Annotated in this window: 20 protein-coding genes and 1 tRNA gene; 11 read left to right on the top strand and 10 right to left on the bottom strand. The window is 71.1% G+C overall.

All coding sequences use genetic code 11. The features are described from left to right. Positions 1–60: 60 nt before the first annotated feature. On the top strand, positions 61–552 hold the full coding sequence (locus Q7L65_RS01820) for a hypothetical protein (RefSeq protein ID WP_304718506.1): 492 nt from the start codon (positions 61–63) through the stop codon (positions 550–552). Between the two features lie 73 nt (positions 553–625). Next, positions 626–1,846: a penicillin-binding transpeptidase domain-containing protein gene (locus Q7L65_RS01815; RefSeq protein ID WP_304718505.1), complete on the top strand. Its 1,221-nt coding sequence runs from the start codon at positions 626–628 to the stop codon at positions 1,844–1,846. A 64-nt stretch (positions 1,847–1,910) separates the two neighbouring features. Here the strand turns inward: Q7L65_RS01815 and Q7L65_RS01810 are convergent, their stop codons facing one another. Then, on the bottom strand, positions 1,911–2,960 hold the full coding sequence (locus Q7L65_RS01810; RefSeq protein WP_304718504.1) for a CehA/McbA family metallohydrolase: 1,050 nt from the start codon (positions 2,958–2,960) through the stop codon (positions 1,911–1,913). A gap of 335 nt (positions 2,961–3,295) precedes the next feature. Between Q7L65_RS01810 and Q7L65_RS01805 the strand changes: the two genes are divergently transcribed. Together Q7L65_RS01805 and Q7L65_RS01800 are read left to right on the top strand one after the other, a co-directional pair. Continuing rightward, complete coding sequence (locus Q7L65_RS01805) at positions 3,296–3,628, top strand: hypothetical protein (protein WP_304718503.1); 333 nt, start codon at positions 3,296–3,298, stop codon at positions 3,626–3,628. Then, the gene (locus tag Q7L65_RS01800) at positions 3,628–4,122 is read left to right on the top strand and encodes a hypothetical protein (protein ID WP_304718502.1); all 495 of its coding nucleotides are present in this window, start codon (positions 3,628–3,630) and stop codon (positions 4,120–4,122) included. The genes Q7L65_RS01805 and Q7L65_RS01800 overlap by 1 nt, the downstream gene beginning before the upstream one ends. Here the strand turns inward: Q7L65_RS01800 and Q7L65_RS01795 are convergent. The 3 genes from Q7L65_RS01795 to Q7L65_RS01785 all read right to left on the bottom strand — a co-directional run bounded on the left by Q7L65_RS01795 (position 4,119) and on the right by Q7L65_RS01785 (position 6,489). Next, on the bottom strand, positions 4,119–4,706 hold the full coding sequence (locus Q7L65_RS01795) for a CoA pyrophosphatase (RefSeq protein WP_304718501.1): 588 nt from the start codon (positions 4,704–4,706) through the stop codon (positions 4,119–4,121). The genes Q7L65_RS01800 and Q7L65_RS01795 overlap by 4 nt on opposite strands. 34 nt (positions 4,707–4,740) lie before the next feature. Further along, positions 4,741–5,136, bottom strand: coding sequence for an OsmC family protein (locus tag Q7L65_RS01790; RefSeq protein WP_304718500.1), 396 nt, complete (start codon positions 5,134–5,136; stop codon positions 4,741–4,743). A 63-nt stretch (positions 5,137–5,199) separates the two neighbouring features. Beyond that, entirely contained in the window at positions 5,200–6,489 is a 1,290-nt protein-coding gene (locus Q7L65_RS01785; protein WP_304718499.1) for a DUF1015 domain-containing protein, read from the bottom strand. Between the two features lie 172 nt (positions 6,490–6,661). On the opposite strand from Q7L65_RS01785, the gene Q7L65_RS01780 reads away from it, so the two are divergent. Continuing rightward, the gene (locus Q7L65_RS01780) at positions 6,662–8,953 is read left to right on the top strand and encodes a DUF11 domain-containing protein (RefSeq protein WP_304718498.1); all 2,292 of its coding nucleotides are present in this window, start codon (positions 6,662–6,664) and stop codon (positions 8,951–8,953) included. Between the two features lie 81 nt (positions 8,954–9,034). Here Q7L65_RS01780 and Q7L65_RS01775 read toward each other — a convergent pair whose 3' ends face one another. Beyond that, positions 9,035–9,502 carry an OsmC family protein gene (locus tag Q7L65_RS01775; RefSeq protein WP_304718497.1) on the bottom strand — a complete coding sequence of 156 codons (468 nt, stop codon included), beginning with the start codon at positions 9,500–9,502 and terminating at the stop codon, positions 9,035–9,037. Positions 9,503–9,554: 52 nt separating this feature from the next. Between Q7L65_RS01775 and Q7L65_RS01770 the strand changes: the two genes are divergently transcribed. Beyond that, positions 9,555–9,628 (top strand) — tRNA-Pro (locus Q7L65_RS01770). A gap of 150 nt (positions 9,629–9,778) precedes the next feature. On the opposite strand, the gene Q7L65_RS01765 is transcribed toward Q7L65_RS01770, so the two are convergent. Then, a complete protein-coding gene (locus tag Q7L65_RS01765; protein WP_304718496.1) occupies positions 9,779–10,360 on the bottom strand; it encodes a putative toxin-antitoxin system toxin component, PIN family in 582 nt (193 codons plus the stop codon). A 42-nt stretch (positions 10,361–10,402) separates the two neighbouring features. Further along, on the bottom strand, positions 10,403–10,855 hold the full coding sequence (locus tag Q7L65_RS01760) for a helix-turn-helix domain-containing protein (protein WP_304718495.1): 453 nt from the start codon (positions 10,853–10,855) through the stop codon (positions 10,403–10,405). 431 nt (positions 10,856–11,286) lie between these two features. Between Q7L65_RS01760 and Q7L65_RS01755 the strand changes: the two genes are divergently transcribed. The 5 genes from Q7L65_RS01755 (at position 11,287) to Q7L65_RS01735 (ending at position 13,765) form a co-directional block, all read left to right on the top strand. Next, positions 11,287–11,583 carry a hypothetical protein gene (locus tag Q7L65_RS01755; RefSeq protein ID WP_304718494.1) on the top strand — a complete coding sequence of 99 codons (297 nt, stop codon included), beginning with the start codon at positions 11,287–11,289 and terminating at the stop codon, positions 11,581–11,583. Further along, on the top strand, positions 11,580–11,834 hold the full coding sequence (locus tag Q7L65_RS01750) for a helix-turn-helix transcriptional regulator (RefSeq protein WP_304718493.1): 255 nt from the start codon (positions 11,580–11,582) through the stop codon (positions 11,832–11,834). The genes Q7L65_RS01755 and Q7L65_RS01750 overlap by 4 nt, the downstream gene beginning before the upstream one ends. Positions 11,835–11,887: 53 nt before the next feature. Next, positions 11,888–12,109, top strand: a complete 222-nt coding sequence (locus Q7L65_RS01745) for a hypothetical protein (protein WP_304718492.1) — start codon at positions 11,888–11,890, stop codon at positions 12,107–12,109. A 117-nt stretch (positions 12,110–12,226) separates the two neighbouring features. After that, on the top strand, positions 12,227–12,949 hold the full coding sequence (locus Q7L65_RS01740) for a hypothetical protein (protein ID WP_304718491.1): 723 nt from the start codon (positions 12,227–12,229) through the stop codon (positions 12,947–12,949). 459 nt (positions 12,950–13,408) lie between these two features. Then, positions 13,409–13,765 (top strand): TfoX/Sxy family protein, encoded by a 357-nt coding sequence (locus Q7L65_RS01735; RefSeq protein ID WP_304718490.1) that lies wholly within the window; start codon positions 13,409–13,411, stop codon positions 13,763–13,765. 625 nt (positions 13,766–14,390) lie between these two features. On the opposite strand, the gene Q7L65_RS01730 is transcribed toward Q7L65_RS01735, so the two are convergent. From Q7L65_RS01730 to Q7L65_RS01720, 3 genes are all read right to left on the bottom strand, one after another. Continuing rightward, positions 14,391–14,981: a nucleotidyl transferase AbiEii/AbiGii toxin family protein gene (locus Q7L65_RS01730; RefSeq protein WP_304718489.1), complete on the bottom strand. Its 591-nt coding sequence runs from the start codon at positions 14,979–14,981 to the stop codon at positions 14,391–14,393. Next, on the bottom strand, positions 14,978–15,430 hold the full coding sequence (locus Q7L65_RS01725) for a winged helix-turn-helix transcriptional regulator (RefSeq protein WP_304718488.1): 453 nt from the start codon (positions 15,428–15,430) through the stop codon (positions 14,978–14,980). Before Q7L65_RS01725 ends, Q7L65_RS01730 begins: the two co-directional genes overlap by 4 nt. Positions 15,431–15,731: 301 nt before the next feature. Then, positions 15,732–19,328 (bottom strand): fibronectin type III domain-containing protein, encoded by a 3,597-nt coding sequence (locus Q7L65_RS01720; protein ID WP_304718487.1) that lies wholly within the window; start codon positions 19,326–19,328, stop codon positions 15,732–15,734. Positions 19,329–19,468 lie beyond the last annotated feature (140 nt).

The raw sequence follows: 19,468 nt of genomic DNA, 5'->3' as shown, positions 1-19,468 counted from the left end.
GCCGCGCCGCGTCCATCCGACGCGGCGCGTAGCCGCTCGCAGTAATGTCGCGGCTCGACCATGTTCGAGCCGCCGGCGGAGCGCCGTTCCCCATCCTCGCCGCAGCTCGCGGTGCGCGTCGCGATCCTCGGCGGGATCGCGCTCGCGATCTTCGCGGTGATCTTCTTGCGCCTGTGGTTCCTGCAGGTGCTCACCGGCGAGCAGTACCTCGCGCAGGCGTCCGGCAACCGCGTCCGCTCGGTCAGCGTGACGGCGCCGCGCGGCAAGCTGCTGGATCGCAACGACACGGTCCTGGTCGACAACGAGAGCGCGGTCGCGATCGTCGTCTCACCGCCGCAACTGCCCGAGGACGCGGCGGCGCGTGAGGCGGTCCTGCGCAGACTCAGCCGCGTGCTGGGTGAGCCGACGGCGCCCGAGGAGTGCGACTTCGCCGACGGCGACAGAACGATCGTCAAGCAACTGATGCCGGTCGTCTGCACCGTCGAGCAGCACGTCGCCGCGCTGCCGTACGCGGACGTCGTCGTGCAGCCGGCAGCGTCGCGCGCGGTCTAGCGACGGCGCCCAGCGGATCGAGGTCGACGCACAGGGGCGGGCGGCCAGAAGACAACTCGCGCCCCTGCTGCCCGTGCCCGGCAGAGACCTGCGGCTGTCGATCGACGCGGCGCTGCAGCAGGTCGGCGAGCGGGCGCTGCAGAACGGGATCGGGCTCGCGCAGGCGCACGGCAACCCCGCCGACGCGGGCGCGTTCGTCGCGATGGACACGCGCAACGGCGAGATCCTCGCGCTCGGCTCCGCGCCGTCGTTCGACCCGAACGTCTTCACCCGCCCGATGAGCCAGAGAACGTACGACGAGCGCTACGGCGAGCGCGCGGGCAGCCCGCTGTTCGACCGCGCCGTCGAGGGCGCCTACGCGATCGGCTCGACCTTCAAGGTCGTCACGGCCGCTGCCGGGCTCGCGACCGGCGCGACGACCGTCGAGCGCGTCTACAACGACACCGGCGCGTGGAGCAGCGGCGCGCAGGTGCGCAGAAACGCCGGCAACGCCGTCTTCGGTCCGGTCTCGCTCGTGTGGGCGCTGGCGGTCTCCGTCGACACCTACTTCTACGACCTCGGCGAGCGTCTCAACGCCGATCCGGTCAGACATCCGCGCGGCGGCGAGCTGCAGGCGTGGGCGCGCAGGTTCGGCTTCGGCGCGCCGACCGGGATCGACCTGCCCAACGAGCAGCAGGGCGTCGTGCCGGATCCGCGTCGCGGGCCGGAGCTGTGGAAGGCGGAGCTGAGGTGCCGCCGCGAGAGACACCTCGACAACTGCCACATCGCGCTGCCCGAGCACGACTGGACCGTCGGCGACAACGTCTCGCTGGCGATCGGTCAGGGCGACTTCGCCGCCTCGCCGCTGCAGCTCGCGACGGCGTACGCGGCGATCGCCAACGGCGGCACGGTCGTGCGGCCGCACGTCGGCCTGGCGGTGCTGGGCGACAAGGGCCGGATCGCCGACCGGATCACGCCGAGACCGGCGCGGCGGATCGAGATCCTCGGCCTGCAGGCGATCCGCGACGGACTGCTCGGAGCGACGGCGATGAGAGACGGCACCGCCTACGACGTCTTCGCAGGCTTCGGCAGACAGGTCTACGGCAAGACCGGCACCGTCCAGATGGACGGTCGACCCGACCAGTCGTGGTTCGTCGCCTACGTCGAGGACCCGCAGCGTCCGATCGTCGTCGCCGCCGTGATCGAGGACGGCGGCTTCGGTGCCGAGGCGGCCGCGCCCGCGGTGCGCCAGATCCTCTCGCAGTGGATCTACGGCAGACCGGGCAGAGCGGTGTCGGGGACGAAGGGGAACTGAGCGGCGGCGCTGCGCAGGGCGGGCGGCGGGTCGCCGCCGAGCGACCTGGCGCCGGCGCGTCGGCTCAGCGCAGGTAGATCGGGTTCGAGACGATCCAACTGCGCTGGCGGCCGTGCTCGGGCAGCGTCGCCTCGACGCGGTAGACGCCCGGCCCGCCCGACGCCGCGTCGAGGCTGGAGCCTCTGACCGTGTGCGCCACCTCGACCCCGTCGCGCAGCAGCCGCACGCTCGCCTTGCGCGGCAGCCGCACGTGCAGCGTGAAGCCGCCCGCCTGCGCCTCGCTGCCCATCTCGACGTGCTCCGGGCCGTCGGCCCAGAAACGGAAGCCGCCGGCGGGGGCGATCACGTCGCGGGCGAGGTAGCAGCGGCCCTCGCGCAGCGCCTCGTAGACGGCGGCGCGGTCGGCGGCGGCGTCGCCGCTGGGCGGGCGCTCCAGCAGCACGTGCGTGCGCAGCAGTTCGAACGAACGGCGGTAGCTCATCAGCCGCAACGGCACGCGGCCGCCGAGCCGCAGGCCCATCTGGTGCGCGTCGAGCCCGCCGATCGCCACGACGCGGCGGGTCGCGGTCGCGCGGTCCCAGGCGGCGAGCGCCTCGGGGCGCGGGGCGTCGAGCAGCTTCGACGCGCGCGGCGACAGCAGCAGTCGCAGCGGGTCGTGGCGGTGCCGGATGCGCTCGACGGTGTCGGTCAGTAGCGACCACAACTCGACGCCGGTCGCGCCGGGCGGGAACGGGTCGTCCCAGGCGGTCGTGGGGATGAACGGGAACGGCCTGACGCCGGTCGAGAAGGGGTGCGCGGTGAAGCCGAGGCCGCCCTGCCGCGCGACGGCGTCGACGACCTCCTGCGGGGTGCGGGTGCTGTGGTCGATCGGTTCGTCGATCCCGAACGCGAGGTAGTGGTGACCCGGGCGCTTGGTGACCTCCTCGCCGACGCAGACGAGCACGGAGCCGTGCCAGCGCTCCTCGCCGTGGTAGCGGGCGGCGAGCGTGTCGTGATCGGTCAGCAGCACGACGTCGGCGGCCGCGGCGGCGGCCGCGGCGGCGATCTCCTCGACCGTTCCGCTGCCGTCGGAGTGCCGCGAGTGCACGTGCACGACGCAGGTGAGGTCGATCATGCGGTCTGCGCGCGGCGCATTCGAGTGTCGTGTCCGGGGCCCATGGCGGCGGAACGCTACCGGCAACGGATTGCTCCGAGCTTGTTGCGTATTCCAGCGGCCGGCATGCGCGACCAGCGACTCCCGACCACGGGGGGCGGTTGTGGTCGGGAGCCGGTGGGCATGGCATGTCGTGGCGGGGGTTCGCGGGCGCGACGACGCCGGGGAAGGCACCCTCGCTTTCGGGTGGGATCCCGCGACGCCACGGACATCTGCTGAAACCCTTTCGCACGCCGCGAGTTGCGCTGCACCGGATCGCAGTTGGTGAGATCTGGCACCGGTAGACTCGCCCGTCGATGGACCTCTTTGCGGCGATCATGTTCGGCCTCGTCGCGGCGATCGTCGTCGTGCTCGTCGCGCTCGGGCTGTGGTACCCCGGGTCGGGCGCCGCGCAGGTCGGCTGGAGAACCCCGCGCGAGCACTCCGAGCGCGAATCCGCCCGCGACGCGGAGGACCTCGAGCAGATGCTCGAGGCCGCCAACGCCCGCCGCCGCGCGCGCGGCGAGCAGGAGCTGACGGTCGACGGGCTCGTGCAGGAGGAGACGGAGGCGGCGCTGGAGGCGGATCGGCGGGCGCGGGCCGCTCAGCGTGCGCAGGCGCAGGCCCAGGCGGCGCAGAGAAGAGCCTGATGGCGCGCGTGCTGATCGTCGGCTGCGGATGCCGGGGGCAGGCGCTCGCGCGGGCGTTGCGGGAGCAGGGGCATGCGGTGCGGGGGACGACGCGGAGTGCGGATCGGCGCTCCGCGATCGAGGCGACCGGGGCGGAGGTCTGGATCGGTGATCCGGATCGGATCGCGACGCTCAGCGGGGCGCTCGACGGGGTGACACTGCTGTGCTGGCTGATGGGCTCGGCAAGCGGATCGCCGCAGCAGCTCGCGGCCCTGCATGGCCCGCGCCTGCGGATGCTTCTCCAACGGACCATCGATACGACCGTGCGGGGGCTGCTGTACGAGGCGGCGGGAAGCGTGCCGGGGGACCTGCTGGCAGCGGGCGCGCAGACGGTGCGCGAGGCCTGCGGTCGTTCAGAGATCCCGTACGCGCTCCTGGAGACCGCGCCGCAGGGGAGTCGCAGCGCGTGGCTCGACGACGCGCTGGCGCGCGTCGAGGTGCTTCTGGCTGCTTAGACGTCCCCGCCGACGAGCGGCTCTATCCGCTCCAGCAGGTCGCCGAGGATGCGCGCGGTGGCGCCCCAGATGAAGTGGTCGCCGACGACGTAGGACTCGGTCTCGAACGTGAAGCCGCGTCTGGTGATCTTGCGCTGATCGAAGCCCGCGACGAGCGCGCGCAGCGGCAGCTCCATCACCTGCGCGACCTCGTTCTCGCTGACGACCCAGTCGGCGGCCGGCGGCGGGATCAGGCCGACGTGCGGGAAGATCACGTAGCCGGTCACGAACGTGCGGACCGGCGCGAGCGTGCCGACCAGCTCGACGGTGGCCGGCGCCAGCCCGACCTCCTCCTCGGCCTCGCGCAGGGCGGTGGCGTGCAGCGGCTCGTGCTGGTGGTCGCGACGGCCGCCGGGGAACGAGATCTCGCCCGGGTGCCGTCGCATGTCCTCGCGGCGCTTCGTGAAGACGGCGTGCAGCTCGTCGTCCTGCACGAACAGGGGGACGAGCACGGCGGCCTCGGTCTCGTGCGAGAGGTCCACGTCGGCGAGCGCCTCGCCGCCACCGAGGCGCCAGCGCAGCTCGTCTGCGATCGCCGTCGTCATCCGCGATCGAGGATAGACGGGCGAGAGGTGCGGCTCAGCGGACGAGCTCGATGCGCTCGTCGAACATGACCTCGCCGTCGAGCGTGCGGTGCACGGGGCACTTCGCGGCGATCACGGAGAGGCGTTCCAACTGCTCCTCCGTCAGGTTTGCGGGCAGCCGCAGCGTCAGTCTGAAACGGGTCGGCGCGCCGCGCTCCGCCGGCGTGTATTCGGCCTCCACGACGATCTTGCCGATGTCCCAGTTCTTGCGCCGGGCGTACATCTCGATCGTCGTCGCGGTACACGAGGCGAGGCTGGCCGCGAGCAGCTCCTGCGCACTGGGTCCGTCGTCGGCGCCGCCATGCTCCGCGGGCTCGTCCGCGATCACCTGATGACCACGGACGTCGATCTCGTGCGTGAAGGTCCCGGTCCGTCGCGCGATCGCCTTCAATGCCTCGTCCTTCGTTCGTCGGTTTCCCCTGTCGAGGCGCCCATCGTAGCGGGGCGTTCGGTTCTAATCGAACAGCGGATTGAAGACCAGCCCCGTCGGGACCTTGGGGAAGAAGTAGGTCGACTTGGGCGGCATGCTCTCGCCCGACTCCGCGACCTCCTGCACCTGCTGGATCGGCGTCGGCGCCATGAAGAAGCCGGCGTCGACCTCCTCGCTGTCGAGCGCGTCGAGCGCGGCCTCGAAGTCGCGCGCGTAGTCGAGTCCGTCTCTGTGGTCGATCTGCTCGTCGGTCATGCCGAGCGCGCCCTTCAGGATCACGGCCTCCAGCACCGCCGTGTCGAGCTGGCGGTAGGGCTCGGAGTGGTCGGCGAGCAGTTGGTCGACGTTCGAGCTCTCCTTCAGCGAGAGCATGTACGGGACCTGTCCGAGCGCGTCCATGTAGCCGATGTGGACGGCCTCGTCGCCGGCGCGCGGCTCCGGCACGAGCGAGCCGCGGTCGGGCAGTTCCAGCACGTCGAACTGCTCGCGGATCGTGCGGTCGAGCGCGTCCTGCCGGCCCGACTCGCTCTCCAGGCCGCTGATGAGGCGGTGCGTCGGGAAGACCGTGAGGCCCGGATCCTCGAGCGCGACGAGGCACATCAGCACCCAGCGGTGCGGCCCCTCGCCGCCGATCTCCTCGGCGTAGGCGCGCGCGGTCTCGTAGCGGTGGTGGCCGTCGGCGATCAGCAGCTCGGCCTTGGCGACCACGTCGGTGACCGCTTCGAGCGCTTGCGGGTCGGTGACGCGCCAGAGGCGGTTGACGGTGCCGTCGGGGTCTCTCGTGGTTGCGAACGGCTCGGTCGCCGTGGCGGCGATGTGCGGCGCGAGTGCGGCCCAGGCGGCGTTGCCGGGGTCGGAGAAGAGGCTGAAGATCGGGCTGAGGTTGGATCTGGTCGCGCGCGTGAGGTCGAGGCGATCCTGCTTGGGGCCGGGGTGCGTGCGCTCGTGCGGGCGGATGCGACCGGCGCCGTAGTCCTCGACGCGGACTCTGCAGAGGAAGCCGGAGCGGGTCTGGCGGCGGCCGTCGGGGCCGGTGTAGTCCTGCGTGAGCGGCCAGATCGCGGGTGTGTCGTCCTGGACGACGGCGCCCTCGTCGCGCCACTGCTGCAGCAGCTGCGCGGCGTGGGCGTAGGGATCCTCTGGGCCGTCGGTCTGTGGCAGGTCGATGTTGACGACGTTGTGGGGCGAGCGCGAGGTCAGCTCAGCGCGCAGATCGTCGTCGATCACGTCGTAGGGCGGGGCGACGAGCTCGTCGAGCGGACCGGCGACGGCTTGGTCGTAGTGCAGGGCGGTGAGCGGCAGGATCTCGGCCATGGGCGCAGGCTAGATGGTCCGGCGTCGTGGGCGTGCGCGGGTGCCCGCTCGCGTGCCGTCTCCGGGTACACACGGCTTGCTGGTGGATTGCACATTGCGTTGAAGTGAGTAGGCGGGGTGCGTGCGGTTTCGGTTTCGGCTCGGGAGGGCCTCCGCGGTTGCTGCGGCCTTCGTGGCGCTGCTGGCCTCGATGTGCGCCGGGAGCGCGTCCGCGGTCGTCGAGCAGCCCTTCGACGTCCGCTTCTCCGCGAACGACACCGGCGCGATCTGGGTCACCGGCGACACGCTGATGACGTGCCCCGCGGCCGACGCGACCTGCGCGGCCGCCCAGCAGGGCACCGCGACCGGCGCCGCGCTCAGCAACAACGCCTACTCGATGAGATACGTCGACGTCGACGGGGACCCGGCGACGTTCGACTCGTCCACCTCGACCTACGCGCCGCCGGCAGGCTCGTCGGTCCTGTTCGCGGGGCTGTACTGGGGCGGGCGCGTGACGTCGGGCGGGGGCGGGGGAGCGGCGGCGGTGTCGGCGGCTTCGCGAGGGTCCGTGCTGTTGCGGGTGCCTGGTTCGCCGGGCGGCGCGTACGTGCCGCTGACGGGCGCGGTCGCCGACAGCACCGCGGTGCCGGGCGCCTACACGGGCTTCGCGGATGTGACTTCGTCGGTGCAGGCCGCCGGTGCGGGTCAGTACTCGGTCGCGAACGTGCAGGCCGGGACGGGATTGGACCGCTATGCCGGCTGGTCGCTGGTCGTCGCGTACAGATCGGACAGCCAGCCGCTGCGCAACCTGATCGTGTTCGACGGCCTGGCGGCGATCCAGCAGGGCGACCCGCCGCTGTCGTTGACGGTGAACGGCTTCACGACCCCGCGCACGGGCCCGGTCAGAACGGCCGTCGGCCTGGTCGCGTACGAAGGCGACCGCGGCAGCGCAGGCGACAGACTGCAGCTGAACGGCACGCCGCTGAGCGATGCAGCGAACCCGGCCAACAACGTCTTCAACAGCTCCATCTCGGCCGAGGGCGTCGACACCGGCGCAGCGCGAACGCCCGGCTTCGTGAACCAGCTCGGGTTTGACGCGGATCGGATCGTCACGACCAACCTGATCGCCAACGGCGCGACGAGCGTGACGCTGCATCTGTCGACGACGCTCGACCAGTACCTGACGCAGATGGTGTCGCTGACGACCGACCTGTCGGCGCCGAGACTGGCGGTGGCGAAGAGCGTGGTGAATGTGACGCGTGGCGGCTCCGACGGTGCGGCCGGGTCACCCGGGGATCTCCTGCGCTACACGGTGTCGGTGACCAATCAGGGCGACGACGAGGCAGACGACGTTGCCGTGACGGACGCGCTCCCCGCCGGGACGGTGCCGGGCTCGAGCGGTTCCGCCTGGGGCTCGCCGGCGCCGCTCGGCACGCTCGCCCCGGGCGCGACGGCGAGCGTGACGTACGAGGCCGTGATCGCAGGCGGCGCCGCTGACGGTGCGGTTGTCGTGAACAGCGCCTCGGCTGTGGGCCGCGGTGCGACGGCGGGCCTGCTGGTGAACGGGACCTCGAATGCGGTCTCGACGCTGGTTCAGGCGCCGGCGCCGGCGCCCGCGCCCGTGGTCGTCCCACCCGTGGTCCCGCCGCCGCTGGCGCCGCCACCGCCGCCGCCGATCTCGATCGAGACGAGCGTGACCCCGTCGGCGCCGGTCGCGGGCGAGCCGGCCGTCGTGAGAACGGTCCTGGAGAACGTGACGGGGAGACCGATCGACGATGTCGTCGTAACGGTGAGCGTGCCGGGCGCGAGAGTGCTGTCGGTGAGCGTGGGCGGGCAGAGATGCTCCGTAGGCGACGACGCCGCATCTGCCAGCGGCGGCTCGGTCGCAACGTGTCGGATCGGCACGCTCGACCCCGGCGAGCGCGCGACGGTGAGAGTGCGTGTCGAGCCGCGCAGAGCCGGCACAGTCCTGCGCCCAGTCGTAACAGTTCGCGGGGCGGGGATCGAGACGCAGAGGGTGGTTGTCCGGGGTGTCGGTCGCGTGAAGAGACCGGCCGGGTTGCACGTGACGAAGCGGGCCTCGACCCGTCGCGCGCGACCCGGCCAGGTCGTCTCCTACCGGATCGTCGTGAGATCGGTCGGAGGCATGGCGGCGCGCGGCGTGCGGCTCTGCGACGTACCGGGAGTCGGGGTGCGGTTGCTGTCTGTCGGCGGTCGTCTCGTCCCCGGTGAGCGCACCTGCTGGAGCGTGAGAGGGCTGCTGAAGCCGGGCGCGTCACGCAGCTTCGAGGTCGCTGCGCGGGTCGGCAACGGGTTCGTGAATGGTGCGACGGTGACCAACGCCGCCCGAGCGTCGGCGGCGAATGTGGCGGGCTTGGGTGCCGTGAGCCGCGCGCGGGTGGAGGTCGCGCCACTGTCGCTGACCGTCTGCGGATCGGCGGTTTCGGCAGCAAGTGCTGCGCCGAGAGCGCGCGCTGCGTGCTGACGCATCGGCTTGCCGCTCTCGCCGGCCACGCGGACCAGCGCAGACGCCGTGTCCGCGAGCGCAACTCCAGGTGACGGGTCGCTAGTTCGCCCGCAGAAAGCTCGGCTGGATCTCGATCTCGCTCGTGAGCGAGTTCGCGATGAAGCACTCTCTGTGCGCGACCTCGACGAGATGCAGCAGCCGAGTCCCTCTCGGCAGCTCCCCGCGAATCGTGATCCGAGGCCGCAACACGATCCGAGTGACGCGAGCCGGCCGCGGCTCCTCCGGCATCTCCCCAACAGCATCGTCGACGTACGAGACCACGTCGATCCGAGCCCGAGCCGCAACCGCAAGGAAGCTGAGCAGCTGGCAGGAACTGGCCGCGAGCACCAACAGTTGCTCGGGATTCAGCAGCTCAGGATCCCCGCGAAACGCAGCATCCGAAGACACCCGAAGACTCTGCGCCGCCGGCACGGCCACAGCGTCGTGCCCCCGGTCGTACGAGTCGTACCCCGCTCCGGTAGACCCGCTCCACCGCGTCTGCGTGCTGTAGCTGTGCGTGACGCCCATACTCACAAGACGGTAGCCACCCCCGAAAGCGCCCGTATACTCGAAGCAGTCGCGGGGCGTGGCGCAGCCTGGTAGCGCGCTCGCTTTGGGAGCGAGAGGTCCCGGGTTCGAATCCCGGCGCCCCGACTGGTCGTTTTCCTTGCAGTACCGGCGTTTGCGGGCGATTTCCGCGCCTCAAGGTTCTAACCAAGGTTCCAAGAGGTGCGTTTTGGGGTGCGCGCGGGGCGTGGAGGTGGCCTCAGGTTTGTGGGGTGGTGTGGGGTCGCGTCGGGGCGATCAGGTGTCGCGCTCGGTCGGCGGTATCAGCAACTCGCGCACCCGCCCTGCGAACTCGGTGACGCGGCCGCGCTCCAGGTAGTCGAGGAGCTGCGCCGGCGTCAGCGGAGGCCGTCTGAGCTGGCCGGCCTGTTCGATGAGCGATTCGGTGACCGTGAGCGGGTCGATGTCGAGCAGGGTGCAGAGGAAGTCGTCGGGGTTGATCCGCTGCTTGCCGAAGGGAGCGAGGGCGGCCTCGGGGAAGTCGCGGGCGTTGAAGGTCACGATGCCTTCGGCGCCCGAGACGACGGCAGCCGCGAGGACGTGACGATCGCCGGGGTCGTTCGTCATCGCCGGCTCGATCGCCGCGATGGCGGCAGGGTCGACCATGGCTTCCGGGAAAACGGACGCGATCGCCCGCCTCAGGCGTTCGGCTTGGGCGGGGTCGACGCGTTGGTCGGCGACGAGGTTGCGGGTGGCCTCGTCGAGGATCCGTTCGCTGAGGGCGAGGTCGTACAGCTCGTGGTGGGCGAGCCGGAGCAGGGTGTCGCGGAGGGACGACGGGTAGAGGACGTTGGCGTCGAGGACGACCTTGAAAGCCATCGTCCTGACGCTACGGCGTGGGGCTGACGGCGTGCGCTGTTGCTAGCTGTAGCCGATCTCCTCGGAGATCTCGGTCACTCTGCGCAGCGCCGCACTCTGCTGCTCCTTGCGGGCAGCTCGGTATCTCAGAAGGTCCGCCGCATTGATGCGGCGGTGGGTGCCGACCTTGTGGAAGGGGATGGTGCCGTCCTCGAGAAGTCTGATCAGCGAGGGGCGGGAGATATGGAGGGTCTCGGCGGCTTGCTGGGTCGTCATCTCGTGCCCGCTGGGGACGAGCGTGATCGCCATGCCCTGTGCCATCCCGGTCACGACCGCCTTCAATGCCTCAAAGGCCGGAGCGGGCAGGACGATGCTTTCGCCGTCGGGACCGACGAGTCGGGTCATGCGCGTCCCCGCCGTGTCGAGGTGCGCGAGCAGGTCGACGACCTTGGCCAGCTCGGGCCGCTCTTCAGGAGATGCGCTGAGAACGCGCTGTTGTGTCGGGACGGCGGCCATGGCACAGATCCTTCAGATCGGGTGGAACCTCACGCTAGCAGTAAACGAAATAATCGCAAATGTGCGCGCTTGGTCCGAGGTCTGCACGCTGGCATCGTGCCTTGGCACTGGATGCAGATCCACCTAGGTTCGCCGGCGCTGCTCTCTACATCTGTAAAGCGGCCCGGCGGTGCGCTAACACCCCCGGGCCCGGCACCGAAGGCGGACTTCGATGCAACACCATTCTTCCCGACGCGCCACGAGGCGCGCGGAATCTCTTGACGCGCCCGCTCCGAGGAGCGCGTCATGCCCGTAACGCTCAAGCCGACGGCGCGCGCGCTCCTGCGCGGCCAGGTCCTCGCCGAGCTGTCCGGGATCGGGGACATCTACATCGCGGCGAACGCCGACCAGTGGGGCACGGCGCTTGCCTTGCGCGGCGGTATGAGGACTGCATGCGACTGCTGGACGATCTCGGCTGGCGCGAGGACGACCCGGCCGAGGAGTTCGCGATCACGATGGAACAAATCCCGCTGATGCGCGTGCTCGCGCGGGTGCACGAGCGCTGCGGCGAAGATGTCGAGGAGCACGTCGCGCGCACGGCTGAGGGGCGCGAGGCGTTGTGGGAGGCGATGCTGACCGTCGCGAACTGCGGTGACGTGCTCGTGGACCTGGTGGGCGACGACGTGGAGGAGGCGATGCTCGCCTACCGCCGCGAGCGCGAGGCAGACGGCGCGGAGGAGGCGTCATGACGCCCGTCCGCGTCCGCTCGGTCGAGCATGCGGTGTTCGGGAGACCGGTTCGCGAGGTGCGGGCTCGGTTCGACCTCTCGCAGGAGCGGCTCGGCCTCAGCGGTGGCCTTCACCGCAACTACGTCGGCGCGATCGAGCGGGGCGAGATCAACCCGACGTTCGCGGCCCTGCTGAAGCTCGCCGACGGCCTGACGGTGCCGCTGTCGGAGCTGTTCGGGCTCTACGAACGTCGGCGCGCGGAGCTGCGCTGATGGCTCGGGGAAGACTCCACACCACGACCGTCCGCTTCGACGCGGACACCTGGATGGAGATCGTCGCCGAGTCCGACCGCCTCGGCATCGCTCATGCGGAGCACATACGCGGCGCGGTGTTGCGGCTGATCGGCGGCGCTGGCGAGCACGACCGCCTGCTGCGGTTGGAGGCGCAATGCGACCGGCTCGCCGAGGAGACGCAGCAGATCGCTCGGTCCATCGTTCGGATCGTCCGGTCGCTGAAGGCGGCGCGCGGTCTCGACCTGACGACCTAAGGACAGAATCCTGTCGTTAGCGCAAGGATTCTGTCTGGGGCCGATCGTGTCTCCGTGCGCGGAGCAGCGAGACAAGCCGCGGCCGGCATGGCGGGCGCGCGTACGTGCCAGACTGGGTTGATCGTCCTCTTCCTCGCGCATCGTCTCGGCCGTGCGCGCGTCTCGCTCGCGATCCTCGTCGCGCTGGCGCTGCTGACCGGCGCCGGCTGTGGAAGCGGCGGCGGCGAGGGTGATCGCCAGCCTGCGCTGACGGAGCGGGACGCCGCCGGCGATGTCCTCGACGTGCGTGCCGTCGAGCGGATGGATGCCGACGAGTGGGACGAGGCGTCGGTCGACTCGATGGTGACCAACGGACGGCCCGGCCTGGACCTGCGCAGTGCCGGGGTGGCCGTGAAGGGCCGGACCCTGCGCCTCGACGTGGAGACCGAAGGCCCGATCCGGACCGGCACGTTCGTGCTGACCGCGTCGACCAAGGCGAGATGCGGCGACGCGCAGCTCACCGCGTACATCCACGTGCCGGGCGACGGCGAAGCGGCCAAGGTCGAGGCGACCGACCACCCGCACGGCCAAGGCAGACCGGTCGAGGCAGCGGTGACGGTGGACGGCGGGCATCTGACGCTCGTCCTGCCGCTGCTGGCCTCGGCACGCTTCGAGGACTGGACGGTGTCGAGTACAGATGCCGTGTCGTCTCGCCTTGAGGGCGCCCGCTACGGAGACTACGTCCCGGACCAGGTCATCGAGGGCGCCTACTTCACGCGCGGGACGGGCACGCCGAACTACGCGGGCACATTCGGGGATGAGCCCTGCGGCCCACCTGAGCCGCCATTGCTCGCGCGTTGATCGGGGCGGTCCGGACGAGACGTCCGCCGGCCAGGCGCTCCGCCGGCACCATCGAGCGGCTGCAAAGACAGCCCGGCGACGTTGCCGATCGCTCGTACCTGATCGGCAAGATGCGACGTGCTCCAATCGCTGGCGGTGCCGGCGGTTCGGCGACGTGCGGGCGCGCCGACTCTTCTCCCTGGATCGAAGTGCTGATAGGTGTTGTCGTGGATGGGAGTCTGGTGTCGCGTCGGAGCCCGCTGGGCATGCGGGGTCGGCGAATGCTCGCTCGTCACCGGACCCCTCGCACCATCGCTGTCCGCCGCTCGGCTCCGGTCACGGGGGACCGGGACGGGAGGCGCCGGCTGGCGGCCGGGCCGCGCTGGCTCGCTCGCCACTCGTGCCCAGGTCTCGCCGGTCTGCCTGCCGACGGTGGCGCGGTCCGGTCGGGTCCGCGCTCGGAGCTAGGCTCCGCCGGCGATGGCTTACGACGAGGAGCTGGCGAGTCGCCTGCGTGCTGTGTTCAGCGGGGTTGACGGGATCTCTGAGCGGCGGATGTTCGGCGGGCTGTCGTTCCTGCGCCACGGCAACCTCGTCTGCGGCGTGATGGGCGAGACGCTGCTGGTGCGACTGGGCGATGCCCAGGCGAGAGCCGCCCTGGCCGATCCCCACGTGCGGCTGATGGACCTTCAGAGACGGCCGTCGAGAGGAACCGTCTACGTCGCCCCCGCGGGGTGCGCGGACGATGACGCGCTGCGCGGCTGGGTCGAGCGGGCGCTCGGATTCGTCGCGACGCTGCCGGCGAAGCCGGATCGGAGAGCGGCACGCGATAGGTGAGGTGGTGGCGACCCGGCGGCGGGCGCCGGCCTATCGCAGCTTGCTAGCGCCGTCGTCGTCAGCGCCGCCGTGCTCGGCAAAGTGCTGCGGGTAGTAGGGCCGCGTCCCGACCTCGCAGTGATAGCACCTCTCCGTGAGGCCGTCATGGTTGTAGAAGACGTGCTGCCGGCAGTCCTTCCGCCCCTTGCCAGCAAGTCCGAGGTCGTAGAGCGGCATCGGGAGATGGATGCGGATCCACGAGCGGAGTCGGTAGCGAGGCCGTGCCATCGGTCGATGATCTCAAGCACGTCGCGGATCTGACAGCGACGCGGCCCGGTCGTGCGCTGAAGTTCTCTGAAGTCACCTCGGATTCGCACCTGCTCGACAGCTCTAGACGTGCGCTCGTTTCCGCGATACGACAAGAGGCATGACCGAAACAGTTAACGACTTAACCGACTGCGCAAGTAGTTGTAGACGCCGTTTCCGCTCGGCGATATGACCTCGGAACGATGCCTGGCACGGTCGACAGAGATGAGGGCGGCGCCGATTGACGGCCGCAGCCACGAGACGGCGCGCGGCGGTCGATCCGTCGCGCTGAGGTCGAGCGCGATCCGTTTTCCGTGTTTGGGGTGAGCGACCCGGAGCCTCAGGGGCCGGGCGGGATTCTGTCTGCGTCGTGGTCGGCGAGGTAGCGTCGCACGTCGGCGTCGCTTTGGGTGACCTCCCCGGGCAGTTCTTCGCGGCCGTCGAGGAGGGTGACGATGTCGGCGAAGTCGCGGCTGGCGAGGAAGTCGTTGTTGCCGCGACCGTTGAACGCTTCGAGCTTGGTCGCGAGCAGATAGGGCGGCGGGATCGCGCGGATCGTCGCGCCTGAGGGGAGGGTCCGGTTGACAGCGTGAGGGAGCGCGGCTGCCTGCCAGCGGTTCGCGAAGCCGAGGATGGTCGGGTCGGTCGGCATCGCGTCGAGGATGAGGCCGTGGTCTCGATGGCGCCAGCGGCAGATGATCCCGTCCTCGAGATCCGGCCCGAAGCGACGCTTGCGCAGACGCTTCTCGAAGGTGCTGAACTCGCTGCGAGTGGCGACCTCCACGACGACGTCGACGTCGTTGGTCGCGCGGACTGGTGGTGCGCCGGGGTCGGTGATCCACAGCTCGATGGTCGCGCCGCCGACGAAGGCGACCTCGGCAAGCAGATCGTCGAGCGCGGCGGCGGCGAGTTCGAGCAGCTCGATGTTCATGTGGCGGCTCGGTCGAGGCGGGCGCTGAGCAGTCTGGCGGCCACGCCGCGGACGCGCGCGTCGCCGATCCGCAGCGCGTCGACCAGCGCGAGCAGCTCACCAAGAGCTGGGTCGCGGCGGGCTGCCTCGGGGGCGGCTGCGTGGAGTGGGCGCAGACTCAGTCCGCGCACACGGCCGCGGGCGTCCGGCCAGACCGGCGGCAGCTCATCGGGTGAAGAGGAGATGCGGCTGGCCAGCGGTTCGGCGGCCCACGCGGTCGGGACGCCGCGGCTCTCGCCGTCGCGTTCGGGCGGGAGCAGGTATCTCACCGCGTGCAGGAGGAACTCTTCGGCGTTGCCGGCGCTGATGCGCCGGCGGCGCTCGTCGAACAGGCCGGCGGCGGCCAGGCGCTTGAGCGCGCGATGCACACCGCTGCGAGGGATGCCGGTCTCCTCAGCGAGGGATCGCACTGTCCCTAGTCCCGGGACTAGGGACAGGCGCTTCGAGGTTCCATCCAAGGTTCCAACGGGAGCAGATCCGAGCGCATCCCACACGCCTGACACCGCTCTACAGCAGCGAATACGCCTGACACGACCCCCCTCTGGATTCCGAATCCCGCCAGTCCGACGAGGATGTCGAAGCCGATGGAGGTTCTGCCGCTCTCGGCGCGTTGAGATGCGGGTGAACTGAGGTCGCCCGCGGCCTCGACTCTTTTGAGGCAGACGGGCGCCGACGCGGCGCCAGTGGTGGCGCGCCGCGTCGGCTGGTCGGTCAGCGCGTCACGAGCACGACGACGCGCCGGTTCTTGGCGCGGTCCGCGGCGGTGCCGCCGACGACGACGGGGCGGGTCGCGCCGTATCCGGCCGAGCGGGTTCTGACCGATGCGCCGTAGGCGGTCAGCGCGGCGCAGACGGCGCGTGCGCGGCGGATGCTGAGGTCGAGCTCGTGCGAGGGCTCTCCGCCGTAGTCGGCGTAGCCTTCGCACGTCACCGCGCGGCTGTCGCGCAACGAGCGCACGAGCTGCCTGACCTGGACGCGGCCGCGCGCGGTCAGCTCGTCGCTGTCGAAGCGGAAGAGGCCGCGGTGGGAGAGCGTCGCCGCCTGGCCGGCTTGCAGCTGGCGTCCTCTCAGCGCCGGGATCGACATCGCGGGCGTGCCGTTGCGCGAGCGGGCGGCGGCCTTCGTCGGGCGCGCCGTGCCCCGTACCAGCCACGGCTCGGCGGGGATCTTGACCTCCTTGCGGCGGTCGGCTGCTCCGATCGGGTCCTTGAACCATGCCCGCGCCGCGACGGTCGCGGTCGCGGTGGCTCTGCCGGTCCCGTCAGCACCGATGGCACGCACCTCGACGCGGTAGGCCGCGTCGTCATCGACACCGCGGACGATCGCGGTGCGCCGCTCGTCGCCGGTGGTGTGGACCGCTCTCCACGTGCGCCCGCCGTCGAGGCTGACCTGATATCCGCGGATCTTCACGCCGGCGCGCGGCGCCGGCGTGCCGAACGTGACGACGAGCACGCCGTCCCGGCGAGCGACGCGCAGGTCGCGGGGCGGCCCGGGAGCCGTCGCGGCAGGCGCCGGTCGCGTGGGCTGCGGCTTGGGCGTCGGTCTCACGGGCTGCGGCGCGTTCGGCGCCGGGCCGGCGGGCGGCAACGGCGCGGTCGGCGGCGTCGCCGGGGCGGTCAGCGTGACGGGGGCCGATGCGGCGGCCGTTCCCTCGCCCGCGCTGTTGACCGCGACGACCGTGAACGTGTACGTCTGCCCCGGCGTCAGGCCCGTGATCTCGCACGAGTTGCCGGTCGTGGTGCAGCTCGCTCCACCGGGCTGCGCGGTCACGACGTAGCGGCCGATCGGCGCGCCGCCGTCGTCGTCGGGAGCCGCCCACGTGACGCGCACCGTGGTGCCGTCGGGGATCGCGGTCACCGTGGTCGGCGCGGCGGGGGCGGTCACGGCCGGGACGGCGCGCGGCTGCGACGGCTCGCTCGTGCCGAGCGCGTTCGTCGCGGTGACGCTGAGCGTGTAGGCCGTCGCTTCGTCGAGGCCGTCGATGACGCATGAGGTCGAGCTCGTCGTCGTGCAGCCGATCGCGCCCGGAGCGCCCGTCACGGTGTAACCGGTGATCGGCTCGCCGTTGTCGGCTGCGGGCGACCATGTCACCGTGACGACGGTGCCGGCGCGTGTCACGGTGACGTTCGTCGGCGCGCTCGGCGCCGCCGCGGGGACGACCGTTCTCGCGACGCTCGGGGCGCCCTCCCCGGCGGAGCTGACCGCGCGCACCTGCACGGCGTACGCGGTGCCGTTCGCGAGCCCTCTGACGGTCGCTCTGATCGGGGCGGTGCCGCTCGTGCTGAGGGCTCTCCAGCTGACGCCGCCGTCGACGGAGACCTCGTATCCCGTCACCGGGGCGCCGCCGGGATCCGCCGGCGCGTCGAACGTCAGGCTCGCCGAACCGGCGCCGCGGACGACCTCGAGGTTCTGCGGGGCAGACGGCGGGAGCGTCGCGACGACGGCGTTCGACGGGGCCGAGGGGACGCTGACGTCGATCTCGTTGCGCGCCACGACGGTGAACGTGTACGACGTGCCGGGCGTCAGCCCCGCGACGTCGCAGCTGGTCGCCGGCGGGTCGACTCTGCACGTCAGCGCCGAGTCCTCGACCGCCGTCGCCGTGTAGCGGTTGATCGGGATCCCGCCGTCGTCGGTGGGTGCCGTCCAGCTGACCGTCGCCGTCGTCCCGTTCGTGCTCGCTCTGACCGCGGTCGGCGGATCCGGGGGCGTCGCCGGGATCGTCTCGTTCGACGGCTCGGACGCGACGCTCTCGCCGATCGCGTTGACGGCGACGACCGTGAACGTGACGCCTCTGCCCTTCGCCAGGCCGGAGACGTCGCAGGTGCGCGCCGGCGCCGTCGCGGTGCATCTCTGGCCGCTGGAGGCGGTCACGACGTAGCTCGTGATCGCGGCTCCGCCGTCGTCGGCGGGCGCGCCCCATCTGACGGTCGCGGTCGTGCCCTCGCTGGTCGCCTGCGGATCGGTCGGAGCGCTCGGCACCGTTCTGGCCGGCGTCACCGCGGCGCTCGCGCCCGACGGCGCGCCCGGTCCGTACTCGTTGCTCGCGGTGACCGTGAACGTCACCGCGACGCCCTTCGCCAGACCCGTGACGTCACAGCTCGTCGCCGGCGCGGTGGCGGTGCAGGTCGAGCCGTCGGAGCCCGTCACCGTGTACGTCGTGATCGCGGAGCCGCCGTCGGAGGCGGGCGCGGTCCAGCTGACGGTCGCCGTCGTCCCGGACAGCACCGCCGCGGCGTCGGTCGGCGCGCCGGGCGTGGAGCCGATCGCGATCGAGCTGACAGCGTCGGCGACGCCCGTGAACGCCGTCGTGGTGCCGATCGCGAGGTCGCCGTACTCGACGAGGTAGCCGTCGACCGAGGGGCCTGCGTTCGGCGGGAAGTCGTTCCAGGCGCCGCGGGCGCCGTAGTTCGTGATCGCGACGCTCTCCCCGGAGTACGGGCTGCCGGCGACGTACCCGCTGTTGTTCGGCTCCGCCAAGCTCTCCGGCTGCGGCGGGATTATCGGCGGCAGTCCCGGAAAGGCCGGGTTGAGGACCCAGGACGTCTGCGGCGGAATCGTCCCGTCGGGCGTCTCGCAGCCGACGTTCCCGGTCGCGGCGATGTTCGTGCACTCGGTGAAGACGACGCCGGCGAGCGGTCCGTCGGTCCATTGCCAGCTGCGCTTGATCGTGGCGTTCTCGTCCTCGAACCCTCTCGCGCCGAACCAGACGTTGTTGGCGCCCTCGATCTTGTTCGCGACGAGCTCGTTGACGTCGTCGGTGGGGATGCTCGCGAAGTACCCCTGTTGCCCGCCGTAGCTGAGGGTGGCGGCCTCCGTCTGGGCGTCGCGCCAGTCGACGCCTCTTCTCGCGACGAACTGGTAGAAGTGGCCGTTCGTCGGCGAGAAGGTGAGCCCGGTCACGTATCTGTAGGCGTTGACGGTGAATCTCGCGGTCTGGCCGGCGTTGGCGCCGGTGTTCAGTCTCAGCGTCGCGAGGTCGGCGTTCGCCTCGTCGCGTCTGCCGACGAACGCGATCGCCGCCTGGGCGGTGAACGACGGATAGCCGTACGCCAGCGACAGGCCCGAGGGGTTGTCCATCGACAGCGTGCCGACATCGGTCGCGACGGTCACCAGCAACTGCTCGTCGGGGTCGCCGCCGCTCAGGCTCACGCCCGGCAGCGGCTGCGAGGAGCTCTCCCCGGCCTTCACCACCGTCGTGCCGGACGCCGACAGCGGATCGACCGCCCATGCGCGATCGGCACAGGCGGCCGCCAGCGCGAGCGTCGCCAGGAAGGTGACGAAGGCAACCGCCGCGAGGCGTGGTGACAACCGCGGCCGGGCCGACGAACTACGAGCAGTGAAAATCATGGACCGGCTATCGGCGTGTCGCTAATTGCCCTTGAGGTCCATTGCCGTGAATGTCATGTGACCGACAGACATGTCTCAGGTTGAACGACGATCTGACTCAT

Source organism: Conexibacter sp. CPCC 206217, from assembly GCF_030646165.1.
Classification (GTDB): Bacteria; Actinomycetota; Thermoleophilia; order Solirubrobacterales; family Solirubrobacteraceae; genus Conexibacter.
The sequence above is the reverse complement of the archived record's forward strand: the minus strand, read 5'-3'. Positions and strand labels throughout refer to the sequence as shown.

What these genes read in the sequence shown, in the direction of transcription:
- Q7L65_RS01820 (WP_304718506.1), top strand. Translation starts at nt 61, where the DNA reads ATGTTCGAGCCGCCGGCGGAGCGCCGTTCCCCATCCTCGCCGCAGCTC.
- Q7L65_RS01810 (WP_304718504.1), bottom strand. Translation starts at nt 2,960, where the DNA reads ATGATCGACCTCACCTGCGTCGTGCACGTGCACTCGCGGCACTCCGAC.
- Q7L65_RS01805 (WP_304718503.1), top strand. Translation starts at nt 3,296, where the DNA reads ATGGACCTCTTTGCGGCGATCATGTTCGGCCTCGTCGCGGCGATCGTC.
- Q7L65_RS01800 (WP_304718502.1), top strand. Translation starts at nt 3,628, where the DNA reads ATGGCGCGCGTGCTGATCGTCGGCTGCGGATGCCGGGGGCAGGCGCTC.
- Q7L65_RS01795 (WP_304718501.1), bottom strand. Translation starts at nt 4,706, where the DNA reads ATGACGACGGCGATCGCAGACGAGCTGCGCTGGCGCCTCGGTGGCGGC.
- Q7L65_RS01785 (WP_304718499.1), bottom strand. Translation starts at nt 6,489, where the DNA reads ATGGCCGAGATCCTGCCGCTCACCGCCCTGCACTACGACCAAGCCGTC.
- Q7L65_RS01775 (WP_304718497.1), bottom strand. Translation starts at nt 9,502, where the DNA reads ATGGGCGTCACGCACAGCTACAGCACGCAGACGCGGTGGAGCGGGTCT.
- Q7L65_RS01765 (WP_304718496.1), bottom strand. Translation starts at nt 10,360, where the DNA reads ATGGCTTTCAAGGTCGTCCTCGACGCCAACGTCCTCTACCCGTCGTCC.
- Q7L65_RS01760 (WP_304718495.1), bottom strand. Translation starts at nt 10,855, where the DNA reads ATGGCCGCCGTCCCGACACAACAGCGCGTTCTCAGCGCATCTCCTGAA.
- Q7L65_RS01755 (WP_304718494.1), top strand. Translation starts at nt 11,287, where the DNA reads ATGCGACTGCTGGACGATCTCGGCTGGCGCGAGGACGACCCGGCCGAG.
- Q7L65_RS01750 (WP_304718493.1), top strand. Translation starts at nt 11,580, where the DNA reads ATGACGCCCGTCCGCGTCCGCTCGGTCGAGCATGCGGTGTTCGGGAGA.
- Q7L65_RS01745 (WP_304718492.1), top strand. Translation starts at nt 11,888, where the DNA reads ATGGAGATCGTCGCCGAGTCCGACCGCCTCGGCATCGCTCATGCGGAG.
- Q7L65_RS01735 (WP_304718490.1), top strand. Translation starts at nt 13,409, where the DNA reads ATGGCTTACGACGAGGAGCTGGCGAGTCGCCTGCGTGCTGTGTTCAGC.
- Q7L65_RS01730 (WP_304718489.1), bottom strand. Translation starts at nt 14,981, where the DNA reads ATGAACATCGAGCTGCTCGAACTCGCCGCCGCCGCGCTCGACGATCTG.